Origin of the sequence: Citrobacter sp. wls716 (assembly GCF_005280975.1) — a bacterium.
Taxonomy (GTDB): Bacteria; Pseudomonadota; Gammaproteobacteria; order Enterobacterales; family Enterobacteriaceae; genus Citrobacter; species Citrobacter youngae.
The window spans coordinates 432,830-451,529 of the sequence record NZ_SZWX01000049.1; the positions used below are offsets into that span (position 1 = coordinate 432,830).

The 18,700-nt window shown below is 50.0% G+C and carries 16 protein-coding genes; 9 read left to right on the forward strand and 7 right to left on the reverse strand.

Annotation, left to right across the window (positions count from 1 at the left end):
* Positions 1 to 115: 115 nt before the first annotated feature.
* Positions 116 to 625, forward strand: coding sequence for a hypothetical protein (locus FDX24_RS18380; protein ID WP_061067367.1), 510 nt, complete (start codon positions 116 to 118; stop codon positions 623 to 625).
* Between the two features lie 99 nt (positions 626 to 724).
* Here FDX24_RS18380 and foxA read toward each other — a convergent pair whose 3' ends face one another.
* The 3 genes from foxA to FDX24_RS18395 form a co-directional block, all read right to left on the reverse strand.
* Complete coding sequence (gene foxA / locus FDX24_RS18385) at positions 725 to 2,833, reverse strand: ferrioxamine B receptor FoxA (protein ID WP_121584253.1); 2,109 nt, start codon at positions 2,831 to 2,833, stop codon at positions 725 to 727.
* Between the two features lie 121 nt (positions 2,834 to 2,954).
* The gene (locus FDX24_RS18390) at positions 2,955 to 3,938 is read right to left on the reverse strand and encodes an AraC family transcriptional regulator (RefSeq protein WP_137364722.1); all 984 of its coding nucleotides are present in this window, start codon (positions 3,936 to 3,938) and stop codon (positions 2,955 to 2,957) included.
* Between the two features lie 115 nt (positions 3,939 to 4,053).
* Positions 4,054 to 4,959, reverse strand: a complete 906-nt coding sequence (locus FDX24_RS18395; protein WP_137364751.1) for a LysR substrate-binding domain-containing protein — start codon at positions 4,957 to 4,959, stop codon at positions 4,054 to 4,056.
* Positions 4,960 to 5,068: 109 nt separating this feature from the next.
* Between FDX24_RS18395 and FDX24_RS18400 the strand changes: the two genes are divergently transcribed.
* A complete protein-coding gene (locus tag FDX24_RS18400; protein ID WP_137364723.1) occupies positions 5,069 to 5,686 on the forward strand; it encodes a LysE family translocator in 618 nt (205 codons plus the stop codon).
* A gap of 405 nt (positions 5,687 to 6,091) precedes the next feature.
* On the opposite strand, the gene FDX24_RS18410 is transcribed toward FDX24_RS18400, so the two are convergent.
* The 3 genes from FDX24_RS18410 to pepT form a co-directional block, all read right to left on the reverse strand.
* Positions 6,092 to 6,721, reverse strand: a complete 630-nt coding sequence (locus tag FDX24_RS18410) for a DUF2913 family protein (RefSeq protein ID WP_101742734.1) — start codon at positions 6,719 to 6,721, stop codon at positions 6,092 to 6,094.
* A gap of 306 nt (positions 6,722 to 7,027) precedes the next feature.
* Positions 7,028 to 8,389 carry a C4-dicarboxylate transporter DcuC gene (dcuC, locus tag FDX24_RS18415; RefSeq protein WP_061067362.1) on the reverse strand — a complete coding sequence of 454 codons (1,362 nt, stop codon included), beginning with the start codon at positions 8,387 to 8,389 and terminating at the stop codon, positions 7,028 to 7,030.
* Positions 8,386 to 9,642: a peptidase T gene (gene pepT / locus FDX24_RS18420; RefSeq protein ID WP_137364724.1), complete on the reverse strand. Its 1,257-nt coding sequence runs from the start codon at positions 9,640 to 9,642 to the stop codon at positions 8,386 to 8,388. The genes dcuC and pepT overlap by 4 nt, the downstream gene beginning before the upstream one ends.
* Positions 9,643 to 10,959: 1,317 nt before the next feature.
* Here pepT and FDX24_RS18425 point away from each other — a divergent pair.
* Positions 10,960 to 11,217: a YjhX family toxin gene (locus FDX24_RS18425; protein WP_048212521.1), complete on the forward strand. Its 258-nt coding sequence runs from the start codon at positions 10,960 to 10,962 to the stop codon at positions 11,215 to 11,217.
* 10 nt (positions 11,218 to 11,227) lie between these two features.
* Positions 11,228 to 11,974, forward strand: coding sequence for a cyclopropane-fatty-acyl-phospholipid synthase family protein (locus tag FDX24_RS18430; RefSeq protein WP_061067359.1), 747 nt, complete (start codon positions 11,228 to 11,230; stop codon positions 11,972 to 11,974).
* A 56-nt stretch (positions 11,975 to 12,030) separates the two neighbouring features.
* Here FDX24_RS18430 and FDX24_RS18435 read toward each other — a convergent pair whose 3' ends face one another.
* Positions 12,031 to 12,600 carry a DJ-1/PfpI family protein gene (locus FDX24_RS18435; RefSeq protein WP_305764200.1) on the reverse strand — a complete coding sequence of 190 codons (570 nt, stop codon included), beginning with the start codon at positions 12,598 to 12,600 and terminating at the stop codon, positions 12,031 to 12,033.
* Positions 12,601 to 12,997: 397 nt separating this feature from the next.
* Here FDX24_RS18435 and FDX24_RS18440 point away from each other — a divergent pair, with 397 nt between their 5' ends.
* The 5 genes from FDX24_RS18440 to FDX24_RS18460 all read left to right on the forward strand — a co-directional run bounded on the left by FDX24_RS18440 (position 12,998) and on the right by FDX24_RS18460 (position 18,685).
* Entirely contained in the window at positions 12,998 to 14,110 is a 1,113-nt protein-coding gene (locus FDX24_RS18440; RefSeq protein ID WP_137364726.1) for an agmatine/peptidylarginine deiminase, read from the forward strand.
* A 146-nt stretch (positions 14,111 to 14,256) separates the two neighbouring features.
* Entirely contained in the window at positions 14,257 to 14,787 is a 531-nt protein-coding gene (locus FDX24_RS18445) for a tetratricopeptide repeat protein (RefSeq protein ID WP_371414774.1), read from the forward strand.
* 208 nt (positions 14,788 to 14,995) lie between these two features.
* Positions 14,996 to 16,648 (forward strand): sensor histidine kinase, encoded by a 1,653-nt coding sequence (locus FDX24_RS18450; RefSeq protein ID WP_061068797.1) that lies wholly within the window; start codon positions 14,996 to 14,998, stop codon positions 16,646 to 16,648.
* Positions 16,641 to 17,336, forward strand: a complete 696-nt coding sequence (locus tag FDX24_RS18455) for a response regulator (protein WP_061067355.1) — start codon at positions 16,641 to 16,643, stop codon at positions 17,334 to 17,336. The genes FDX24_RS18450 and FDX24_RS18455 overlap by 8 nt, the downstream gene beginning before the upstream one ends.
* A 260-nt stretch (positions 17,337 to 17,596) precedes the next feature.
* On the forward strand, positions 17,597 to 18,685 hold the full coding sequence (locus FDX24_RS18460) for an ABC transporter substrate-binding protein (protein WP_061067354.1): 1,089 nt from the start codon (positions 17,597 to 17,599) through the stop codon (positions 18,683 to 18,685).
* Positions 18,686 to 18,700 lie beyond the last annotated feature (15 nt).

The window sequence follows — 18,700 nt, forward strand, 5'->3', positions numbered from 1 at the left end:
ATTGCACTTGTGCTGTCGTCGCCCCGTTTATACAACCCTAAAGATCACCTGTAATTTGATGACTTTTATTTTGTTATGGGCGACTGGGGACCACAATAATGAATGGGATAACATCATGACTAAAACAAAACTGACGCTGCTATTACCTTTATTTTTAGCTGGCTGTTCAATGAGTGACGGAGAATTAAGAAATGCTTATGCTCAGCATTATCAGCAACCCGCCGCCTATGTCGATATCTATAAGCAGAAAATAGCCGGGATGGATATTAATGCACTGGCACAATATGCCGCCGCAGAAGATAAGAAAAAAATGCGTGGTCAGCCAAGACTGAAGATCGACGAATTCATTACCATTGAGAACGTGCAGGCGAAAGGGAATCGGGTGGTCTACGATTATACGCTGTCCGAGGGCTGGCTGGCGCTGTCCGCAGATAAACAGCGCGAGAAGCAGAGCAATATGAATAAAGATTTGATCTACCGAACCTGTTCGCTGGAAACGGTACGTCTGGCGCAGGCAAAAGGGCTGGAAGAAGAACATAACTATTACCGCCAGTATCCTGACAAGTTAGCCTTCACCCTGAGAACCAGCGCACAGATTTGTATGCAAAACGGTTTTACCAAATAGCCGCAATCCACTATGCCTGATGCGCTGCGCTTATCAGGCCTACAATTTGCACGCTGCCGTATGCCGGATAAGGCGCCAGCGCCGCATCCGGCTTAAGCATCAGAACTTCCACGAAACGCTGCCAACAATGCTGCGCTCGGCACCGAAATAACAGTATGAGAGCGAATTACAGGCTGCAACGTAACGCTTGTCGGTCAGATTGTTGACGTTCAACTGCGTGCTCAAACCTTTAATACCAATATTCGTTAAGTCGTAGCCAATCGCCAGATCCACCAGCGTATACGATGGCAGGGTGTGAGTATTCTGGCGATCGCTGGTAATACCGTTGACGTAACGCACGCCTGAGCCCAACGTTAGCCCCGCCAGTGGGCCATTTTTCACATCGTAGCTTAACCAGGTGCTGGCCTGATTGCGCGGCGCATAAACGGCACGCTTGCCCTGCTCTTCCGGGCTGCTTTTCTTATAGCGAATGTCGGTATAGGTATACGCCGCCTGCAAACGGAAACTGTCCGTCAGTTGGCTAATAGCTTCCAGCTCCACCCCTTCAGATTCAATTTCGCCAATCGAACGGTACGGATCGGTCGGCTCTTCTTTGGTGGCAATATTGGTCTGATTAATGCGGAACACCGACGCGCTAAACTGGCTATTCAACCCTTCCGGTTCATATTTCAGCCCGGCTTCCCACTGCTTGCCTTTCATCGGTTCCAACAGGTTACCGTTCTCATCAGCAAAACTGGTTGGCGTAAAGGCGGTGGAATAGCTGATGTACGGCGCAACGCCGTTATCGAACAAATAAAGCAGAGCAGCGCGACTGCTGAAGTTATTTTTGTCCAGATCGCTGCGAGTGCCGTTTTGCTTATCAATATTAGATATGCTCACCTGATCGTAGCGGCCACCGAGCGTTATACGGAAGCGATCCCATGACATCTGATCCTGCAAATAGTAGCCCGTCTGGCGCAACTTGTGTTTCTCGCGCGCATACATATTGATGTAATCCGGCTTCGCGCCGTACACCGGGTTAAAGGCGTCAATCGGCGGGAACGCCCCGTAGTAGCCGGTGGTATTGTTGCTGCGATCCTGATAATCGATGCCCACCAGCAGACGGTGGTTAACCTGCCAGGTATCAAAGCTACCATCCAGTTGATTATCCAGCGTTATCGCCGACATGTTTTCGTCTGAGCCGGAGTAACCGCGATTAAGCTCGGTTTCATTCAACCAGCCTGCCGCATACACCTGGTTCAGCTCAACGTCGGTATGCAAATAGCGTAACTTTTGCCGCACCGACCAGCCGTTATCAAACAGGTGCTCAATGTTGTAGCCCACCATGTTTTCACGACGATCGTATTTATCGTAATCATCCTCGCCTTCGTAAAAGGTGTTGGAGATCTTTTGCCCGTAATGGGGAACCACAGTGCCGTCATACGGCAGACCGGAGTGGCTACCGCCTTCCGGGTCACGGTGCAGATAGGCCATCAGATCCAGACGCGTCTGGTCGGTGATACGCCAGGTCAGGCTCGGCATCAGCGCGTAACGTTCTTCCTTCAAGGGACCAAACTGCGAGTCCGCATAACGCGTCATTCCACTCAGTCGTGCGGCGACGCGATCGTTATCATCCAGCGCCCCGGTGACGTCAAACGCCGCGCCGCGCTGGTTATTGTTGCCAGCAAACAGCTTCACTTCTCCGCCCGCATCAAACGACGGTTTACGCGATGTCAGCGCCACGATCCCGCCCGGAGAGGAACGGCCGTACAGCACGGAAGCCGGGCCGCGCACCACTTCAATATTGTCGAGAAACCACGGATCGACCACCAGCGAACTGTGCGAGTTAGTGTCGCCCATCATTTTCAGGCCGTCGAGATAGACGTTGTCCAGACTACCATCGGAGAAACCGCGCAGCACAATGTAGTCAAAGCGGTTGGAGGCACCAATCTGATTGCTGTACACCCCAGGTGTGTAGCTAACAGCCTGCCGCACGCTGGTTGCGCCCTGCTCTTCAAACTGTTCACGGGTAACGATCGATACCGACTGCGGTGTTTCGATATCCGGTGTGGCAAGCTTGGTCGCCCCACTCTGCATTTGCGAAGTGACAACCACCGTATCGTTTTTTGTTGTTTCCTGCGCCAGCAGAGGAAAAGCCACACTGCCGGTCACCCATCCTATCAGCAGCGCCAACCGAGTCTTCGCGAACATGAACATCTCCCAAGGCATATCTATCTGTAAATGAGAATTATTGCCATTTTTGTATCAGGAGTCGCTATGCCGAATGCCAGGTTGCGTATGCGCAGCGCCAAATTATGAATCAGCTTCGCGCATAAAACGGGAAAATGGATTAGCAAAGTTTGAGAACATCACCAGGCGGGAAGCCATAGCGACGACGAAAAGCGGTAGAGAAGTTAGTTGCGTGCTGATAACCCGACATCCAGGCCGCCTGCTGTACGCTGTATCCTTCCAGTAAATAGCCGCGCGCACGTTCCAGACGGCAGTCGCGCAGGTAGTCAAAGACGGAACAGCCATATGCCGCACGGAACTTGCTGCGCAAACTGCTGGGGCTCATCGCTGTGCGCTGCGCCAGCTCGTTAAGCGTGTAGTCATTTTCAGGGGATTGCTCCAACAGACGGCGCACCCTTTCCAGCCGCTGCTGTTCGCCACTGGCGGCGAGGCATTTGCCGCTTTCCACCTGACAAACGCTGAGACCGTGACCAAATAATTGTAAAATCAGTCCTTCCAGCATCAACTGGCGGGAAACATGGCTAAGTGAGCCCTGCTGCGCATACTGTAATCCGCTGAGTAAAAACCCCGGCACCTGCCAAATAAGCGTTGGCGTCTGACAGTTTTCCCACTCACGCATGAGGGATTCAAGTAATCCTTTGCGCCATGCTCCGTCAGGATACAACCCGAGTGATAGCGTCCGTAGCTTGCAGTCGGCAGGGTGACGGGCGCTCATTGCCTGGCGTTCACTCAGACGCGAACTAAACGCCATGCCGGAACGTACCACATGTTCCTGCCCGTTGAGCGTCAGTATCACGCAACCTTCCAGCACCACCAGCATATACAAGGGGCTACTGTGCCGGGAGGTAGTTTCATACGGTTGCAGCACCTGTACATCAGAGTGTGTGACGCACATCCCGCAAGGGAGCATCATCTCCTCTACTTCCCCTTGCAATACAGCACTGGAACACGGAAGACCCGTTTTTTGCGCCAGCAACGGAAAACGGTAATCGATCCCGTAACGCTCACCAAAGTCCCTAAACTCACTGACGGAGAAGGTGCGGGTAAAACGTCCGGATGTATTCTGGATGGTGGTGTTGTTCATGCTGTCTTCTGCACAAGAAATGGAATTTGCAACGTACGATGGGTGGCAACATTACCATTACCCGCACAACACAACAATAATAATGAGAATTGTTATCAATATGGTGCTCTGCGGGTTACTCCAGCCAGAGCAGTTCTGCTATGTCAGCCTCAGGCGCAGATTCTTTTAACCAGCGATACAGCAACTCAATATTTCGAAGCCGGGTTGACGCTTTTGGCCAGACGAGATAATAACCGTCCCCTGTCGCGACCACCTGTTTAAACGGTAACGCCAGCATCCCACTCTCAATAGCCGTCAGGCTTAATAGCAGATCGGCGACCGCTACCCCATGCCCGCTCATTGCCGCAAGACTCCCCTGCTCCAGGGTGTCGAACACGTTGCCACGTGCCAGGTTCAACGCAGGAAACGCCCCGGTACGCTGCAGCCAGCGACGCCAGTCGCGGCGATCGGCGGAAGGATGAATCAATTCACAGGCGGCGATATCACTTTGCACCTGAGCCTGCAACGCAGGCGCACAGACCGGGATTAGCCACTCCTGAAACAGCAAACGACTGTCCGTGTCCTCGCCAAAATAACCATTCCCCAACAGGATTGCACAGTCATACGGTTCGCGACTGAATGCGACGGAATCGGTGTCCATCCACACGCTGGAGATTTCAATCACCGGCGTTGGATGGGCTTCCCGGAAATGCCGCAGCACATCCAGCAGCCAGCGCATGGTCAACGTTGAGGGGGCTTTCAACCGCAGCTCATGACTGCTGCTACGAAAAGCATGGCAGGCATGTTCTAAACTCTGAAACCCGGCCGTCAGCTGTTGCGCTAACCCCTGCCCTGAAGGCGTTATCTCAATACGGGGGCCGCTACGAACAAACAGTTCGCAGCCAAACCAGGCTTCCAGTGTGCGAATATGACGGCTTACCGCACCAGGCGTGACGTTCAGTTGAATAGCCGCTTTACTAAAGGACCCCAGACGGGCAGCAGCTTCGAAAGCTCTCAGGGCATACAGCGGGGGTAACGTCATCATCGGCTTCTATGTTGAGTTTTACTCACAGTAGAGCGCAGTTTTATTCGTTTTTCAATGTGACACGCAAGCGGAATACTGATGAAAAATAACGTCAGGATCATCAGATATGAATCTCGCTTTACTGGCTGTATACAGCCTCTCGGTGCTAACACTGTTGCTAACGCCTGGTCCTGTTGTGGCACTGATTACCGCGACGGCGGCACAGTACGGCTATCGCCAGGCCTTTATGACGCTATGCGGAACTAACGGTGCTTCATTGCTCTTGCTTGCGCTCGCTGCGCTGATGCTGGCGGGGGTGGTATCACTCTCTCCTCTGCTGCTGTGTGTGTTGGGTCTCGCCGGATCGCTGTATATCGGCTATAGCGCGTTTTGCAGTCTGTGGGCAAGAAATCAAGCCGCCTGCGAAGACTCTCGCCAGCCGTCTCATGGGGGATTTATCAACGGTTTTCTGATTGGCGTATCAAACCCGAAAGATATTCTGTTTTTCGTTTCATTCTTTCCACAGTTCATCACCATTACACATAATTTCGCCACCAGCATGCTGATACTCACGCTGGTATGGATCATTTTTGACGTTGCCGTTCTGTCATTTTATATCGTGATTTTCAAACGCTGGATGCCCACGCGGTTTGTCAGATACAGCGTTTTTATCTCATCCCTGTTCCTGCTGGCGGTAGCGGTGTTTGGCATTATCTATAACACCAATGCAATACGAATGTTGTAGCCCGCATAATCAGGTCATGATGATTTTACCGATGTCTGATGTAATTTATCGGTGTTAATATTCAGCACATCAGAGAATATATACCGTAATATTTCCCCGACTTTCTGCCGGAACTCTGACCCAGGATAATGCGTCAACCGTGATAATCGCCATTTCATTTTCCAACCTTAGCAGGGGAGTCTTGTCGTCAGGAACAGATGAACTTTCGCATATTTCGATTACCCCTCGAAAAGCGATGAACACACGGTCAGGAACATCAGATAACTTTATCCATTCAGTCGTGATCGTTAACTTTCGCGTAAACATCCCCGATCCCTCTATCGCGATTTATATCTCAGAATGTAAAATCTGGCTACAACAACGTATTATGACTGGCAAATTTTATTTATGTATCGCCAGTGTTCATCACCCATCCAGATTAAAATAAAAGTAGTAAAACTCATTTGAAGTATGCTTTACAAACTCAACCGGAAGATTATTTTTGATGAACAGCGACTTTGCAAATTCGACATCACCATAAACCCGAAGACAGAAAGGTTTTAATATCTCGCCCTGAGTACCAAAGCACTCCTGAAGTCGGGTGTCATCCATAAAAATAAAATTGCCTTTGCGAACCTTAACATCTTCACTCAAATCACGCCATTTCCCGGGTGTGAGAAGAAAACTCTCCCAGCCATTATTCCTTAGATTTTCAATAACATGAGTAAATTTAAAATAGTAACTCTGCATTGTGACATCACCACTTGATGTAGCATATAAATACTCTATCTTAAATTTAAGTTGGGCATTAATGCTTTTCCTTTTCCCCTCTTCTATTAACCACTGAAGTTCGTTGGCGATAGTTTTTGAAAATATCTTCCTTTTTTTCGCAATCGCCAGCCAGTTCATAATGAAGAGATGTTCTGATATTTTAGAGTAAACCTTCTGGTCCTGTATTGCGATACCCACGGCAACTAACGCACTCCAGGTAAACGTTTCAAGTTCATCCTGGTAATTGTGCCTCGATGCGCTGATCTTTCCTAAATCACTGACCACTTAAAACCCACCCAGATAAATCGTTATCACATTTGGACTTGGCATCACTTCATTTAAAAAACTACTACAATTAAAACCAGCATAATATGATCCAGATTAATTAATTCTCACGTATAAAAAACGCCAGATTAACACATTACCTTCCTTAATCATTCATCTATATAAGACACCGTGGTAGCACAATAAGAATAATGCGATAAAGATGAAAACAAATAATAACTCATGACAACCAGTTTTATTTGAGATTATAAATAACATTATCAAGCAAACCTCCGCGCCCCGGAGGTTTGCTTGCAGCAGTTACGACTAATAGAAAATACCGATAATCAAAGTATGGGTGACAAAGCCCACAATAAGCGGCACAGCAGTACGTTTAACTACATCGAAAGGTGTAATTTTTGCCCCACTTGAAACCGCAATAACAACACCGGATACCGGCGAAATAGCCCGCCCCATATGTGATGCCTGCTGCATAGGTAGGATCATAGCAACCGCGTTAGCGCCCATGCTCGCGGCAATTTGTGGGATTAACTCAACAAATGCCAGGAATGGCGCATTCCCCGAGCCCATAATAATTGCTGCCGCAAGCGTCACCAGCGCAAAGACGACGGCCATCGCAAAGGGTGGTAATCCGACATGTTCTGCCATCAAAATTAACTGATCAATGGCACCAATGACTTTGATGCCATGCGCGAAAACTCCGGCTGCGACCAGCAGGCCTACAACACCGGTAAACGCCGCGCCCATTCCTTTCAGAAAATGGCTGAACCCTTCACACACCGACTTTAAATCACGCGCTCGTATCCATTCAATCAGCATACAAATAGCCATTGCGATAAGCACGATGGTGATTATGTTTAGATTAATTCCACTGACAAACATCGCGGATGATCCTACCGCCATCAGTATAGGCAGCATGGGAAGCACAGCATAAAAAGCCGGCGCCTTTCCTGAATCGACAATCTCAGCGCTCCCGATTTCCCGAGGTAACGTCCCCGCGTTGCGATCGCAATGACGTTGCCAGAAAAAATGGCAAACGCCGACAACCAGTACGGTTGCAAGCGCTGCTGGCCCCTGGTGGTAAACAACGTATTCCACCACATCCATATTGACTGCTTTCGCTCCCCTGATGGCATCAATCGCTGTTGGGGTGTATGCCACCCCCAGCGAGGTGGCGATGACCCCGGCGGCCGAAGCCGCAGAGAGCCCCAGGCCCAGCATAATCGGGAACATTGTCCCCATCAGTAACACGGCAAGCCCGGTCGCTGAAGGGATGGCCAGTTGCAGGAGACTGGCAAGCAGGTAGGAAAAAAACAGCAGAATATAAGGAGATCGCAGTGCCCGTAACGGTTTCGTCACCACGCGCACCACAGCTTCATTTGCCCCGATATGATCCATGTAGTGAGCAAATCCCATCAACGCCATGATCATCAGACCGAGATCGGCTGCACGTGTGCTGAACAGATCGCGCATAACTTCAAATGGATCGAGAAAAGCAATCCCGGTACTGGCAACCCCCTTCGGCAATACGGAGCCCCATCCGGTTAATCCGGTACAAATCATTAGCACCAGACCCGCGATAAATAACACGGGTTCGGCCCGGTACCCCTTCAGGATCAGACGAGCGACCACAACGATAACCAGAAGGGCAATTATTACCTGAATCATGACTGAGTTCTCCCTTCGGCGAACTCAGCGTAGGTTTCTTCAATAACTGCGACTACAACATCACTGGCTGCCCGTAGCGATCGCACCGGCAAGTATTCATAAATTGAATGGAAATTATGCGCACCGGTAAAAATATTCGGACACGGTAACCCTTTCTGCGACAGAACCGCGCCATCATACCCGCCACGCATGGCGACAGGTTGCGGAGTGATTCCGCATTTCTGATAAGCACGTATAGCAATATCAATAGGATAATGCGAATCGCCCTGCAGGCTATTAAACACATTCGCATAGCGGTCGGTTAAATGGCAGACCACACTATTTTCGCCCCATAGTGCACAGGCACTTACTGCAAGCTGGCGAATAAATGCCATACGGGACTTATAACCTTCTTCACTAAAGTCGCGAATATCCAGTTTCAGTACGGTACGGGCACTGTTACCCTGCAGCTGTTTTACCCAGTAATATCCTTCACGACCTTCCGTATATTCAGGTGCTTCTCCGCCCGGCAGCATCGCAATAAACTTATGCGCCATCAGCAGAGAATTCTTCAGTTTACCTTTAGCTGACATTGGGTGCGCAGATTGACCGGTGAAGATAATTTCCGCATCGCCTGCATTCCAGTTTTCATAGACAAACTCACCTATGCCGCAGCAATCCAGGGTATAGCCAAAATTTGCGCCAAACGCGGCAACATCAAAAGCTTTGGCACCCCGTAGCCCCTGCTCTTCATCAGGAACAAAACCGACCTTCACCGGTCCATGTTTAATCTCCGGATGTGCAACCAGATACTGTATGGCATTCATGATGGCAGCGATGGCAGCTTTATCATCAGCACCTAACAGGCTGGTTCCATCCGTCACGAGCAGGTCATCACCGATATAGTTTTTCAGTTCTGGAAATTCACTTTCGCGCAGATAGATATTATGTTCTTTGTTCAGGCATAAATCGCCACCGCTATAGTGAAGGCGTTGCACATGCGTGTCTGCAGTCTGTTCGGCACTGGTATCCAGATGTCCAAAAAAGGAAACGACAGGAATATTATCGTCAGTATTTCCAGGTAATGTTGCCGTTACAATCGCCGTATCCCTGACTTCAATGTTTTGCATCCCTAATACTTCAAGCTCTGCTGCGAGCAGTTTTGCCAGCACCATTTGGCCTGGGGAAGACGGCATGATGCCATTTGCGCCATTTTCCCGTGAGGTTGTGGTATTGATTTTGGTGTAGTTAATAAAGCGTTCAACAATATCCATTGTGGGACATCCTTTAATGTTTCATTCATGGGGTACTGCGAGGAGATACCTGCATGCAGCGAGAGAGGGATACATCTGAAGTGTCAAATAAAATCAGCGCTCATCCCAGACCACTGATCTCATGAGTGTTCTGACAACGATTTATATTAAGGAAGATAAAAAACCGATCGTTATGTTTGTAATCAAAAATCGCCTTTTTGATGATCACATCATATTCCCTGCTTGTTTTTACGAATATTTTACATGGTGTTAAGCTAACAGAAGCCATAACAGTTTCCGTCTACCCAAGAGATAATGGAAATCATTTAAGTCTCCATATCCTATAAAGACACAAGGCAAACCATCGCTATATTTTTTTAATGAACGAATACCATTACAGCTACGTGCAACCGTTTGCACTTCTCTAGAAATAGCCATTTAGTGCATTAAAATCCATGAGCAAGGTCACATTTATCCCAACGACAAGAAAAACATATCACGCTGAAAAACAGACAATTATAAGCGCCACTATACTATACCCTGGTAAACAGAGGGATAGCTGAACAATTCATTACGGAATAGAAACGCCGCGGTACTATTATAAAACCATGATATCCGGCATCATTAGTCATAGTAGCCATAATAACACCTGGCACGGTGTTAAATTATTATTAATAGGTACTACCCGATGAATTACAGGTAAAAAAAACCTCTACCCTGAGAAGAGATACAGAGTAGAGGAAATACGGGTGTAAAGGACATATTTATAATTTTAATGATAACAGAAGAGTCTCTTGCAGAAACAAGTATACACATTCCTCACCATAGAGAGAATTCTTAAACAGAAATAATTTACAGAACATCATCCTGCGATAGCTATAATAAATACTGCTTATCATAAATAAAACAATCAATCCCGACACGCTTAAATCAGGCTAATATATTAGCGTGTAATATAAGAACGAAGAGTGCAGAATAACTCAAATTCATATTTTCTAAAGCCATTTAACTATAAAATATTTTAATGATTTAATATGTTAATAACATTACAACAATTTAAAGCTATTCGATGCGACGGGATGTCCTTCCAGGCCATTTTTCCGTTGCAGGTCACACTTTTACTGGCGCAAGATTCCCATCCAACATTCCACTGCTATCATACACCGTGTAAATACCTTTCAACTCAACCCGAGGCTTTGATGCTGGAGAATGTCATCATCAGATAATCAGTTTGCCGACCTTATCAGGCCGGACTGGTTATCAATGCGCTGAAATCGAATGCGGACACCGCTGTGTGTTTGCACGTTTTGCACATGATGATTAAACAGGTTTCCCAGTATGAATTTATCCCGTCAGGAACAACGTACCTTACACGTTCTCGCCAAAGGTGGCCGCATTGCGCACGTCCGCGACAGCGCTGGCCGCGTCACATCCGTTGAATGTTATAGCCGTGAAGGATTGCTGCTCTGCGACTGCACGCTTGAGGTGTTTAAAAAGCTCAGAACCAAAAAGTTGATCAAATCCGTCAATGGTCAGCCCTACCGCATCAACACCACCGGATTAAACAATGTTCGCGCCCAGTTAGATAATCGCTAAGGAGAGAGTGATGGATATTCCCAAGATTTTTACGATCAGCGAAAGCGCTCATCGCATTCATAATCCGTTCACCGCGCAAAAATATGCCACATTAGGTCAGGCGCTGCGTATGACGCCAGGAACCCGTGTTCTGGATCTGGGCAGTGGTTCCGGTGAGATGCTCTGCACCTGGGCACGCGACCATGGCATTACGGGGATCGGTATTGATATGAGCCAACTGTTTAGCGCACAAGCCAGACAACGCGCGGAACAGTTGGGCGTCACCGATCGCGTGAGCTTTATCCATAACGATGCTGCAGGTTATGTCGCGGATGAAAAATGCGATATCGCTGCCTGCGTCGGCGCAACGTGGATTGCAGGCGGTGTCGCCGGGACAATCACGCTGCTGGCAAAGAGCCTCAAACCTGGCGGAATCATCGTGATCGGTGAACCGTACTGGCGTCAAATGCCCGCCGCAGAAGATATTGCCCAGGCATGCGGAGCCGGCTCGGTGGCCGATTTTCTTTCCCTTGCCGACCTCGTTTCGTTTTTCGACAAACTGGGCTACGACCTGGTTGAAATGGTGCTGGCAGACCAGGAAGGCTGGGATCGATACGAAGCCGCTAAGTGGTTGACGATGCGTCGATGGCTGGAGGCGAACCCAAATGATGACTTTGCGCAGGAAGTCAGAGAGCAACTGAGGACGTCACCGGGACGCCATGTCACCTTCACCCGGGAATATCTCGGCTGGGGAGTATTCGCACTCATGCAACGGTAATTTTTTGCAGTCGGTATAGCCGGATGGGTTATACCGACCTGCAAAGCCGGTACCCGTTACTTCATTAATACTTCAACAAATTTAGCCAACCAGGCAGGATGAGCAGGCCATGCCGGCGCGGTAATCAGATTACCGTCGACGTGCGCCTGGTCAATCCCGATATCGGCATAATGCCCACCGCTCAACCGAACTTCTGGCGCACACGCTGGATACGCGCTGCAGGTCCGGTTTTCTAACACTCCGGCTGCCGCCAGCAGTTGCGGGCCATGACACACCGCGGCGATAGGTTTACCCGCAGAGTTAAAGTCTTGTACCAGTTGAATGACTTCCGGATTCAGACGTAAATACTCCGGCGCCCGCCCGCCAGGGATCAACAAGGCATCATAATCCGCCTCGCGCGCATCAGAGAAATTCGCATTCAAGGTGAAGCGATGCCCGGGTTTCTCACTGTAGGTCTGCGCCCCATCAAAATCGTGAATGGCGGTCTGAACGTAGTCACCCTGACTTTTATCCGGACAGACGGCATCCACACAATGCCCAAGCATTTGCAAAGCCTGAAAAGGCACCATCGTTTCATAATCTTCGACATAATCTCCGACCAGCATCAGTATCTTCTTCATGCACATCCCCCACTCACGGTTATTAATGATGAGAAATAACGGCCATCTTTACTATAGTCCACACGGTTCATGGCATTAATAAATACAACAGAACAACCGGCCAGATCACAATCCGCGACAAGGCCCGTCAGACGAGGCTTCAGAGCCAACGGCGTGACACATGTTCATGCTGATAAATATAAATTATATATAAATATATAGTTGAGAAATTTTAATAGTAGTCAATTTCACTCATAATATAAAACTAAGAGATTGCAACGAATATCTCCCGTGCTATATTCCGCATGAAACTTACCCGCAATCAATTTATTTATTATTCAATATTTAAAATACGCAGAACATTAATTATCTATTATTATTTTATTCATCCAATATCAGATAAATATACGCAAAGGTTAATCCCATGATAACAAGACGTTCATTTGTCAGGCAGAGCCTGGTGACGTCAACGAGTATGCTACTCGCCAGCATGACGGGTATCAGTTTAATCCAGGTTGCCCGCGCAGCAGAGAGCCGCCGCTGGCAGATGCCGGATGAAGGAGCACCTCATGCTGCCACCTGGATGGCGTTTGGTGCCAGTGTGGCTATCTGGGAACCTCACCTGCTTCCCGTGGTACGGAAAAATCTGGCGCTGGTCGCGAACACCATTGCCGCCTTTGAACCCGTGAATATGCTGGTGCGCGAAGAAGACCACGCGCTCGCGGCAAAACTATGTGGGCCATCAGTTAACCTGCTGGTTCATCCAATTGACGATCTGTGGATCCGCGATACCGGACCAGTATTTGTGAAAAGCCCCCACGGCATGCCCGGTGGCGTTGGATTTAACTTCAACGGCTGGGGCGAGAAGCAGGAACACGATCGCGATGCCGAAGTGGCTGAATTTGTCACAGATTATGCTAAAGCTGAATTTATCCGCTCAACCTTGATCCTTGAAGGTGGCGGGATAGAGGTAGACGGCGAAGGGACAGCCATTATTACCGAAAGTTGTGTTCTCAATCCCAACCGCAACCCGGGCGTCAGTAAAGTTGAATGTGAAGCCGAATTAAAGCGCCTGCTGGGACTGGATAAGATCATCTGGCTACCAGGTATTGCCGGAAAGGATATTACCGACGGCCATACGGACTTTTACGCCAGATTCACACATCCGGGTACGGTGGTAGCGGGTCTTGAGCAGGACCCTACATCGTTTGACTACGCTGTAACCCGGCGACATCTGGAAATCTTACGCACAGCCACAGATGCAAAAGGACGGCACCTGAACGTGATCACGCTGGAAGGACCATCAACTATTCGCCAGAGCTATGCGAACAGTGATTTTGCCGCCGGTTATATCAATTTCTATCTGTGTAATGATGCGGTCATTGCGCCGGAGTTTGGCGATAAACGCACGGACCGTAACACGCGCGATATTTTGCAGGAGCAATTTACCGGGCGTGAGATTATTCAATTGAATATCGACGGTATCGCGGCCGGTGGCGGCGGTATTCACTGTGCGACCCAGCAACAGCCGCGTTAGCGGCTACTCCTTCTTTGCTAATAAAGCGGTGTATTAAAAATAAACGGCAGGTCAATTTATAGGCATCGATAATGAATAAAGCATGGGCTGCGCGGTTTACAGCATGCAAGAACCTTCACTCATACCGAGAGGACAGGACCATGAAGATGCACGCCATGACGAAAATACTGCCGTTGATTTGCCTGATCTCAGGCAGGTTGCTCTACTCCGCTGCAGCCAGCGCCATGGGAAATGACGATACCACCACCCCAACATGCCCGAAGGGTCAGGTTTACGACAACAAAACCCAAAAATGTTTGCCCGAAAAAAGCAGCATGATCGACGATCAGGATAAAACGCAGTATGCGTATCACCTGGCGAAAACCGGCCATTATCAGGATGCCATCAATTTACTCGATACCTTACAGCAGCCCAATACGCGTGAAGCCTGGAACTATCGAGGCTACGCGACACGCAAGCTAGGGCGTACGGATGAAGGGATAAGTTACTACCAACGATCGATTGCCCTTGATCCGCACTATGCGAAAGTGCGCGAATATCTTGGGGAAGCATGGATGGTTAAAGGCCGCCCCGACCTGGCGAAAGCGGAGCTGGCAACCATTAAGAATATCTGCGGCACCCAATGCGAAGAGTATCGCGATCTGAAAGCCGCGATCGACGGACACCCAGAGTCATAGACCGGAAGATCCAAAAAAATCACCGTCAACGATGCGCATTTTCAATGGATACAGCCGTTGGATCGCATCGTCGACATACCGTTTATTGCCTCAGAAATTCGCGGAGAATGTAGGCAGTTCACAACTCTGTCGTCCCTCGATTACGGTTCGTATTTTCGCATGATAGGCTTTTCAGATGACCCTTTCTGCTCTGGCCGCTGCGGACTACATGAAACTCAGATTGTCCTTTCAGGTAAAGCTGTTCCTCTCGCTGGTGGCTTTTTCCTGCCTTCTGCTGGCGCTGCTTGGCGTATTGCTGTTTCACTTTATCGACCGTCAGTTGCACCACGATTTGGGCCAACGCGCGCGAGTACAGGCCAGCGAAATTGCCCTGATTCCCGGTCTGGCAGAAAAAGTACAGCAGCGGGATATTCCTGGTATCGCACAACTGATTCAGCCGCTGCGCGCCGAAAGCGACGCCAGCTATATTGTGATTGGTGATGCGCGTGAACAGCATCTTTACCACTCAGAATCCCCGGAGCGCCTTAACCTGCCGATGATCGGCGGCGACAATGCTGATGTACTGAAGGGCAAAACCATTATCACTGTGCGTAAAGGTGGGATCGGTGTCTCGTTACGCAGTAAAGCACCTATTTTCGATAGCCATCATCAGGTAATCGGCATTGTCTCCGTCGGTTACCTCACCTCCTACATCGCCAATATCAACGCCCGCCTGCTGTGGCGCACCGGAATGTACGGCCTTGCCCTGCTGCTGCTGCTGTTTATTTTTTCCTGGTTACTGACCCGCACGCTGAAAAAACAGATGTTCGGCCTGGAACCCAAAGATATCGCCCAGTTGGTGCTGCAGCAAAAAGCGCTGCTGGAGGCGATGTACGAAGGAGTCTTTGCGGTCAATGCCGATAAACAGCTCATCCTCATCAATCGTGCCGCCCGGGAGATGCTCAATATTCGCCAGAGTGAACAAGCGCTGCTCGGCAAGCCATTGGATGAGGTGATTCAACTGCCGCCGTCATTTTTCGCGCCTGGCAATACCGCTTATGACAGCCGCCATCACGATCATATTACCGTCCTGAATCAACGGGAAACCATCGTCAACCGCGTGGCTATTGAAGTCGAGCCGGGCACCCAAAGCGGTTGGGTATTCAGCTTCCGCGATAAGAACGATATCAATACGCTCAGCAGTCAACTCAGCCAGGTGACCCGCTATGCCGATAACCTGCGCATCATGCGCCACGAGCAGCTCAACTGGACGGCGACGCTCGTCGGTCTGCTGCAGATGCAGCGCTATGACGATGCGCTGCGTTATATTCAGGTACAGTCAGAGGGGGCCCAGCAGGTGCTGGATTTCCTCTCCAGGCAGTTTGTCTCTCCGGCGCTGTGCGGCCTGCTGCTGGGGAAATATGTCGGTGCCCGCGAGAAAGGTGTTGAGCTGGTTTTCGACCCCGCCTGTCAGCTCTCGCGCCTACCGGAAGGGCTGAGCGAAACGGAGCTGATGTCAGTAATTGGTAATCTGGTGGACAACGCTGTCGATGCCACGTTGAAAACGCCAGCACGTACCGCGCCGGTGGAAGTGTATATATCGGATCGCAACCACGAACTGGTGATTGAAGTGGCTGACCGGGGCTGTGGCGTTGATGAGGCCATGAAGCCGCATATTTTTGAGCAAGGCTTTACCAGTAAACCCACTGACAGCAGTGAACTCACCGGTTCAGAACATGGTATTGGCCTGTACCTGGTCGCGAGCTACGTTCGTCGGGCCGGTGGCAGCATCGAAATAAGCGATAATATCCCGCAGGGTACCGTATTTTCGGTTTTCATCCCGTTCCAGATTTCTCTTTCGACAGGACCTTCCCATGACTGATATCCGCCCTCTTGAGGTTGTTATTGTTGAGGATGAGCCACATCTCGCACAGTTGCATCGGGAGTTTATTGAGCAAAACTTCCATCTGCGCATCGTGGGAATCGCGGGATCGCTGGAACAGGCCCGCGAACTGATCCTCCTTCATCAGCCACGTCTGCTGCTGCTGGACAACTATTTGCCGGACGGTCAGGGCGTTGAGCTTATTGATAGCCCGCTGCTCAAACAGTTTGAGTGCTCGGTGATATTCATCACCGCCGCCAGCGATATGCAAACCTGCAGCCATGCTATGCGCAGCGGCGCGTTTGACTACCTGCTAAAACCCGTATTTTCCCACCGTCTGCGGGCCTCGCTGGAGCGCTTTATGCTGCTGGAGCACACGCTGCGGCAGGTGAAAGTGGTGGATCAGCACGCGCTGGATAAGCTGTTCAATTTGCCTGCCGGGGAGGCTGCGGGGCAGCCGTCGACCAAGGGGATTGAGCCTGCGACGCTGGCGCGGGTGCAGCGGATTTTTAGCGATCATCCGGCGGTGAGTTGGTCGGTTGAGCAGGTGGTCGAGGAGGCGGGGATCAGTAAAACGACGGGGCGTCGGTATCTGGAGTACTGCGTGGAGATTGGGTTTGTTGTGATTGAGATTCAGTATGGGAGTATTGGGCATCCGCGGCGGTTGTATCGGAAGGGGGCTGACTGACAACTCCGTAGGCCGGATAAGCGAAGCGCCATCCGGCAGTGTTCCGTATAGTGCCGGATGGCGCTTCGCTTATCCGGCCTACAACGGTGAGCATTCCATTCTCTCAAATCCCCGCGCTCACGGTTTCTATGGTGTTAATTACCGAAACAACGCCAACAATCACATTTCCACCAGCCGGCTCTCTCTCCCCTCTTGTCTCTCCTCTCCCATCCGCTATGTTGACTTTTAGTTCCCAAAGTGTAACTAGAAGGTTAATAATAATGACAAACACATTCCGCATCTCTCTGATCTCTGCTGCTGTTTTCATGTCGTTTTCTGCCCTGTCCGCGCTACCGCAGGGGTATCCGGCTGACTACCAAAAGGTGGTTGATGCCGCCACCAAAGAAGGCAAAGTCGTGGTTTACTCCACAACGGATACCAAAGCGGCGGGGCCGCTGATTCAGGGCTTTGAAGCCACCTATCCGGGCATCAAAGTTGAATATAACGATATGAACAGCACCGAGCTGTATAACCGTTATATCAGCGAACAGGCTGCTGGCGGCGGCAGCGGTGACGTCATCTGGAGCTCCTCCATGGATACCGCGATGAAGCTCGCGACCGATTATGCGATGGAGTATGTTTCAGCAGAGCAGAACCAGCTACCGAAATGGGCGGTCTGGCACAACAAAGCCTACGGCACCACCTACGAGCCAGTGGTGTTTATTTACAACAAGCGCCTCATCCCGGCGAACGAGGTTCCGGATTCTCACGCCGCGCTGGCAAAGCTGATTGCAGGCCAGGTGGATAAATTCAAAAGCAAAGTCACCACCTACGATATCGAAAAATCCGGGGTTGGCTTCATGCTATCGGTGCTGGATTATAAGGCCGATCCGAACTACTTCAAAACATTGGCCGACGTGGCGAAAGGCGGGTTAGCCGTGCAATCGTCCACTGGTACGATGATGGAGAGGGTTTCATCGGGTGAAAACCTGATTGGTTATAATATCCTCGGCTCTTACGCCGAAGCGCGTGCCAAAAACGACCCGTCACTGGGCATCTCCTATCCGAAGGACTACACCCTGGTGCTGTCACGAGTTTCTTTCATCAGCCAGCAGGCTGAACATAGCAATGCCGCCAAACTGTGGCTGGACTATGTGCTGTCTGAAAAAGGGCAAAACATCCTCGCCAACCAGGCTGATATTCCCTCTATCCGTAACGACATCGAAGGTAAAAATGACATCGACGGAATGACCCAAATGCTGGGTAGCGCGCTGAAGCCGATCCCGGTTGATGAGTCATTACTTGAATACCTGCAACCGAAAAAACGTCTGGACTACATCAAACAGTGGCGTGAAGCCGCGGCCAAATAAGAGCCAGAACCAGGC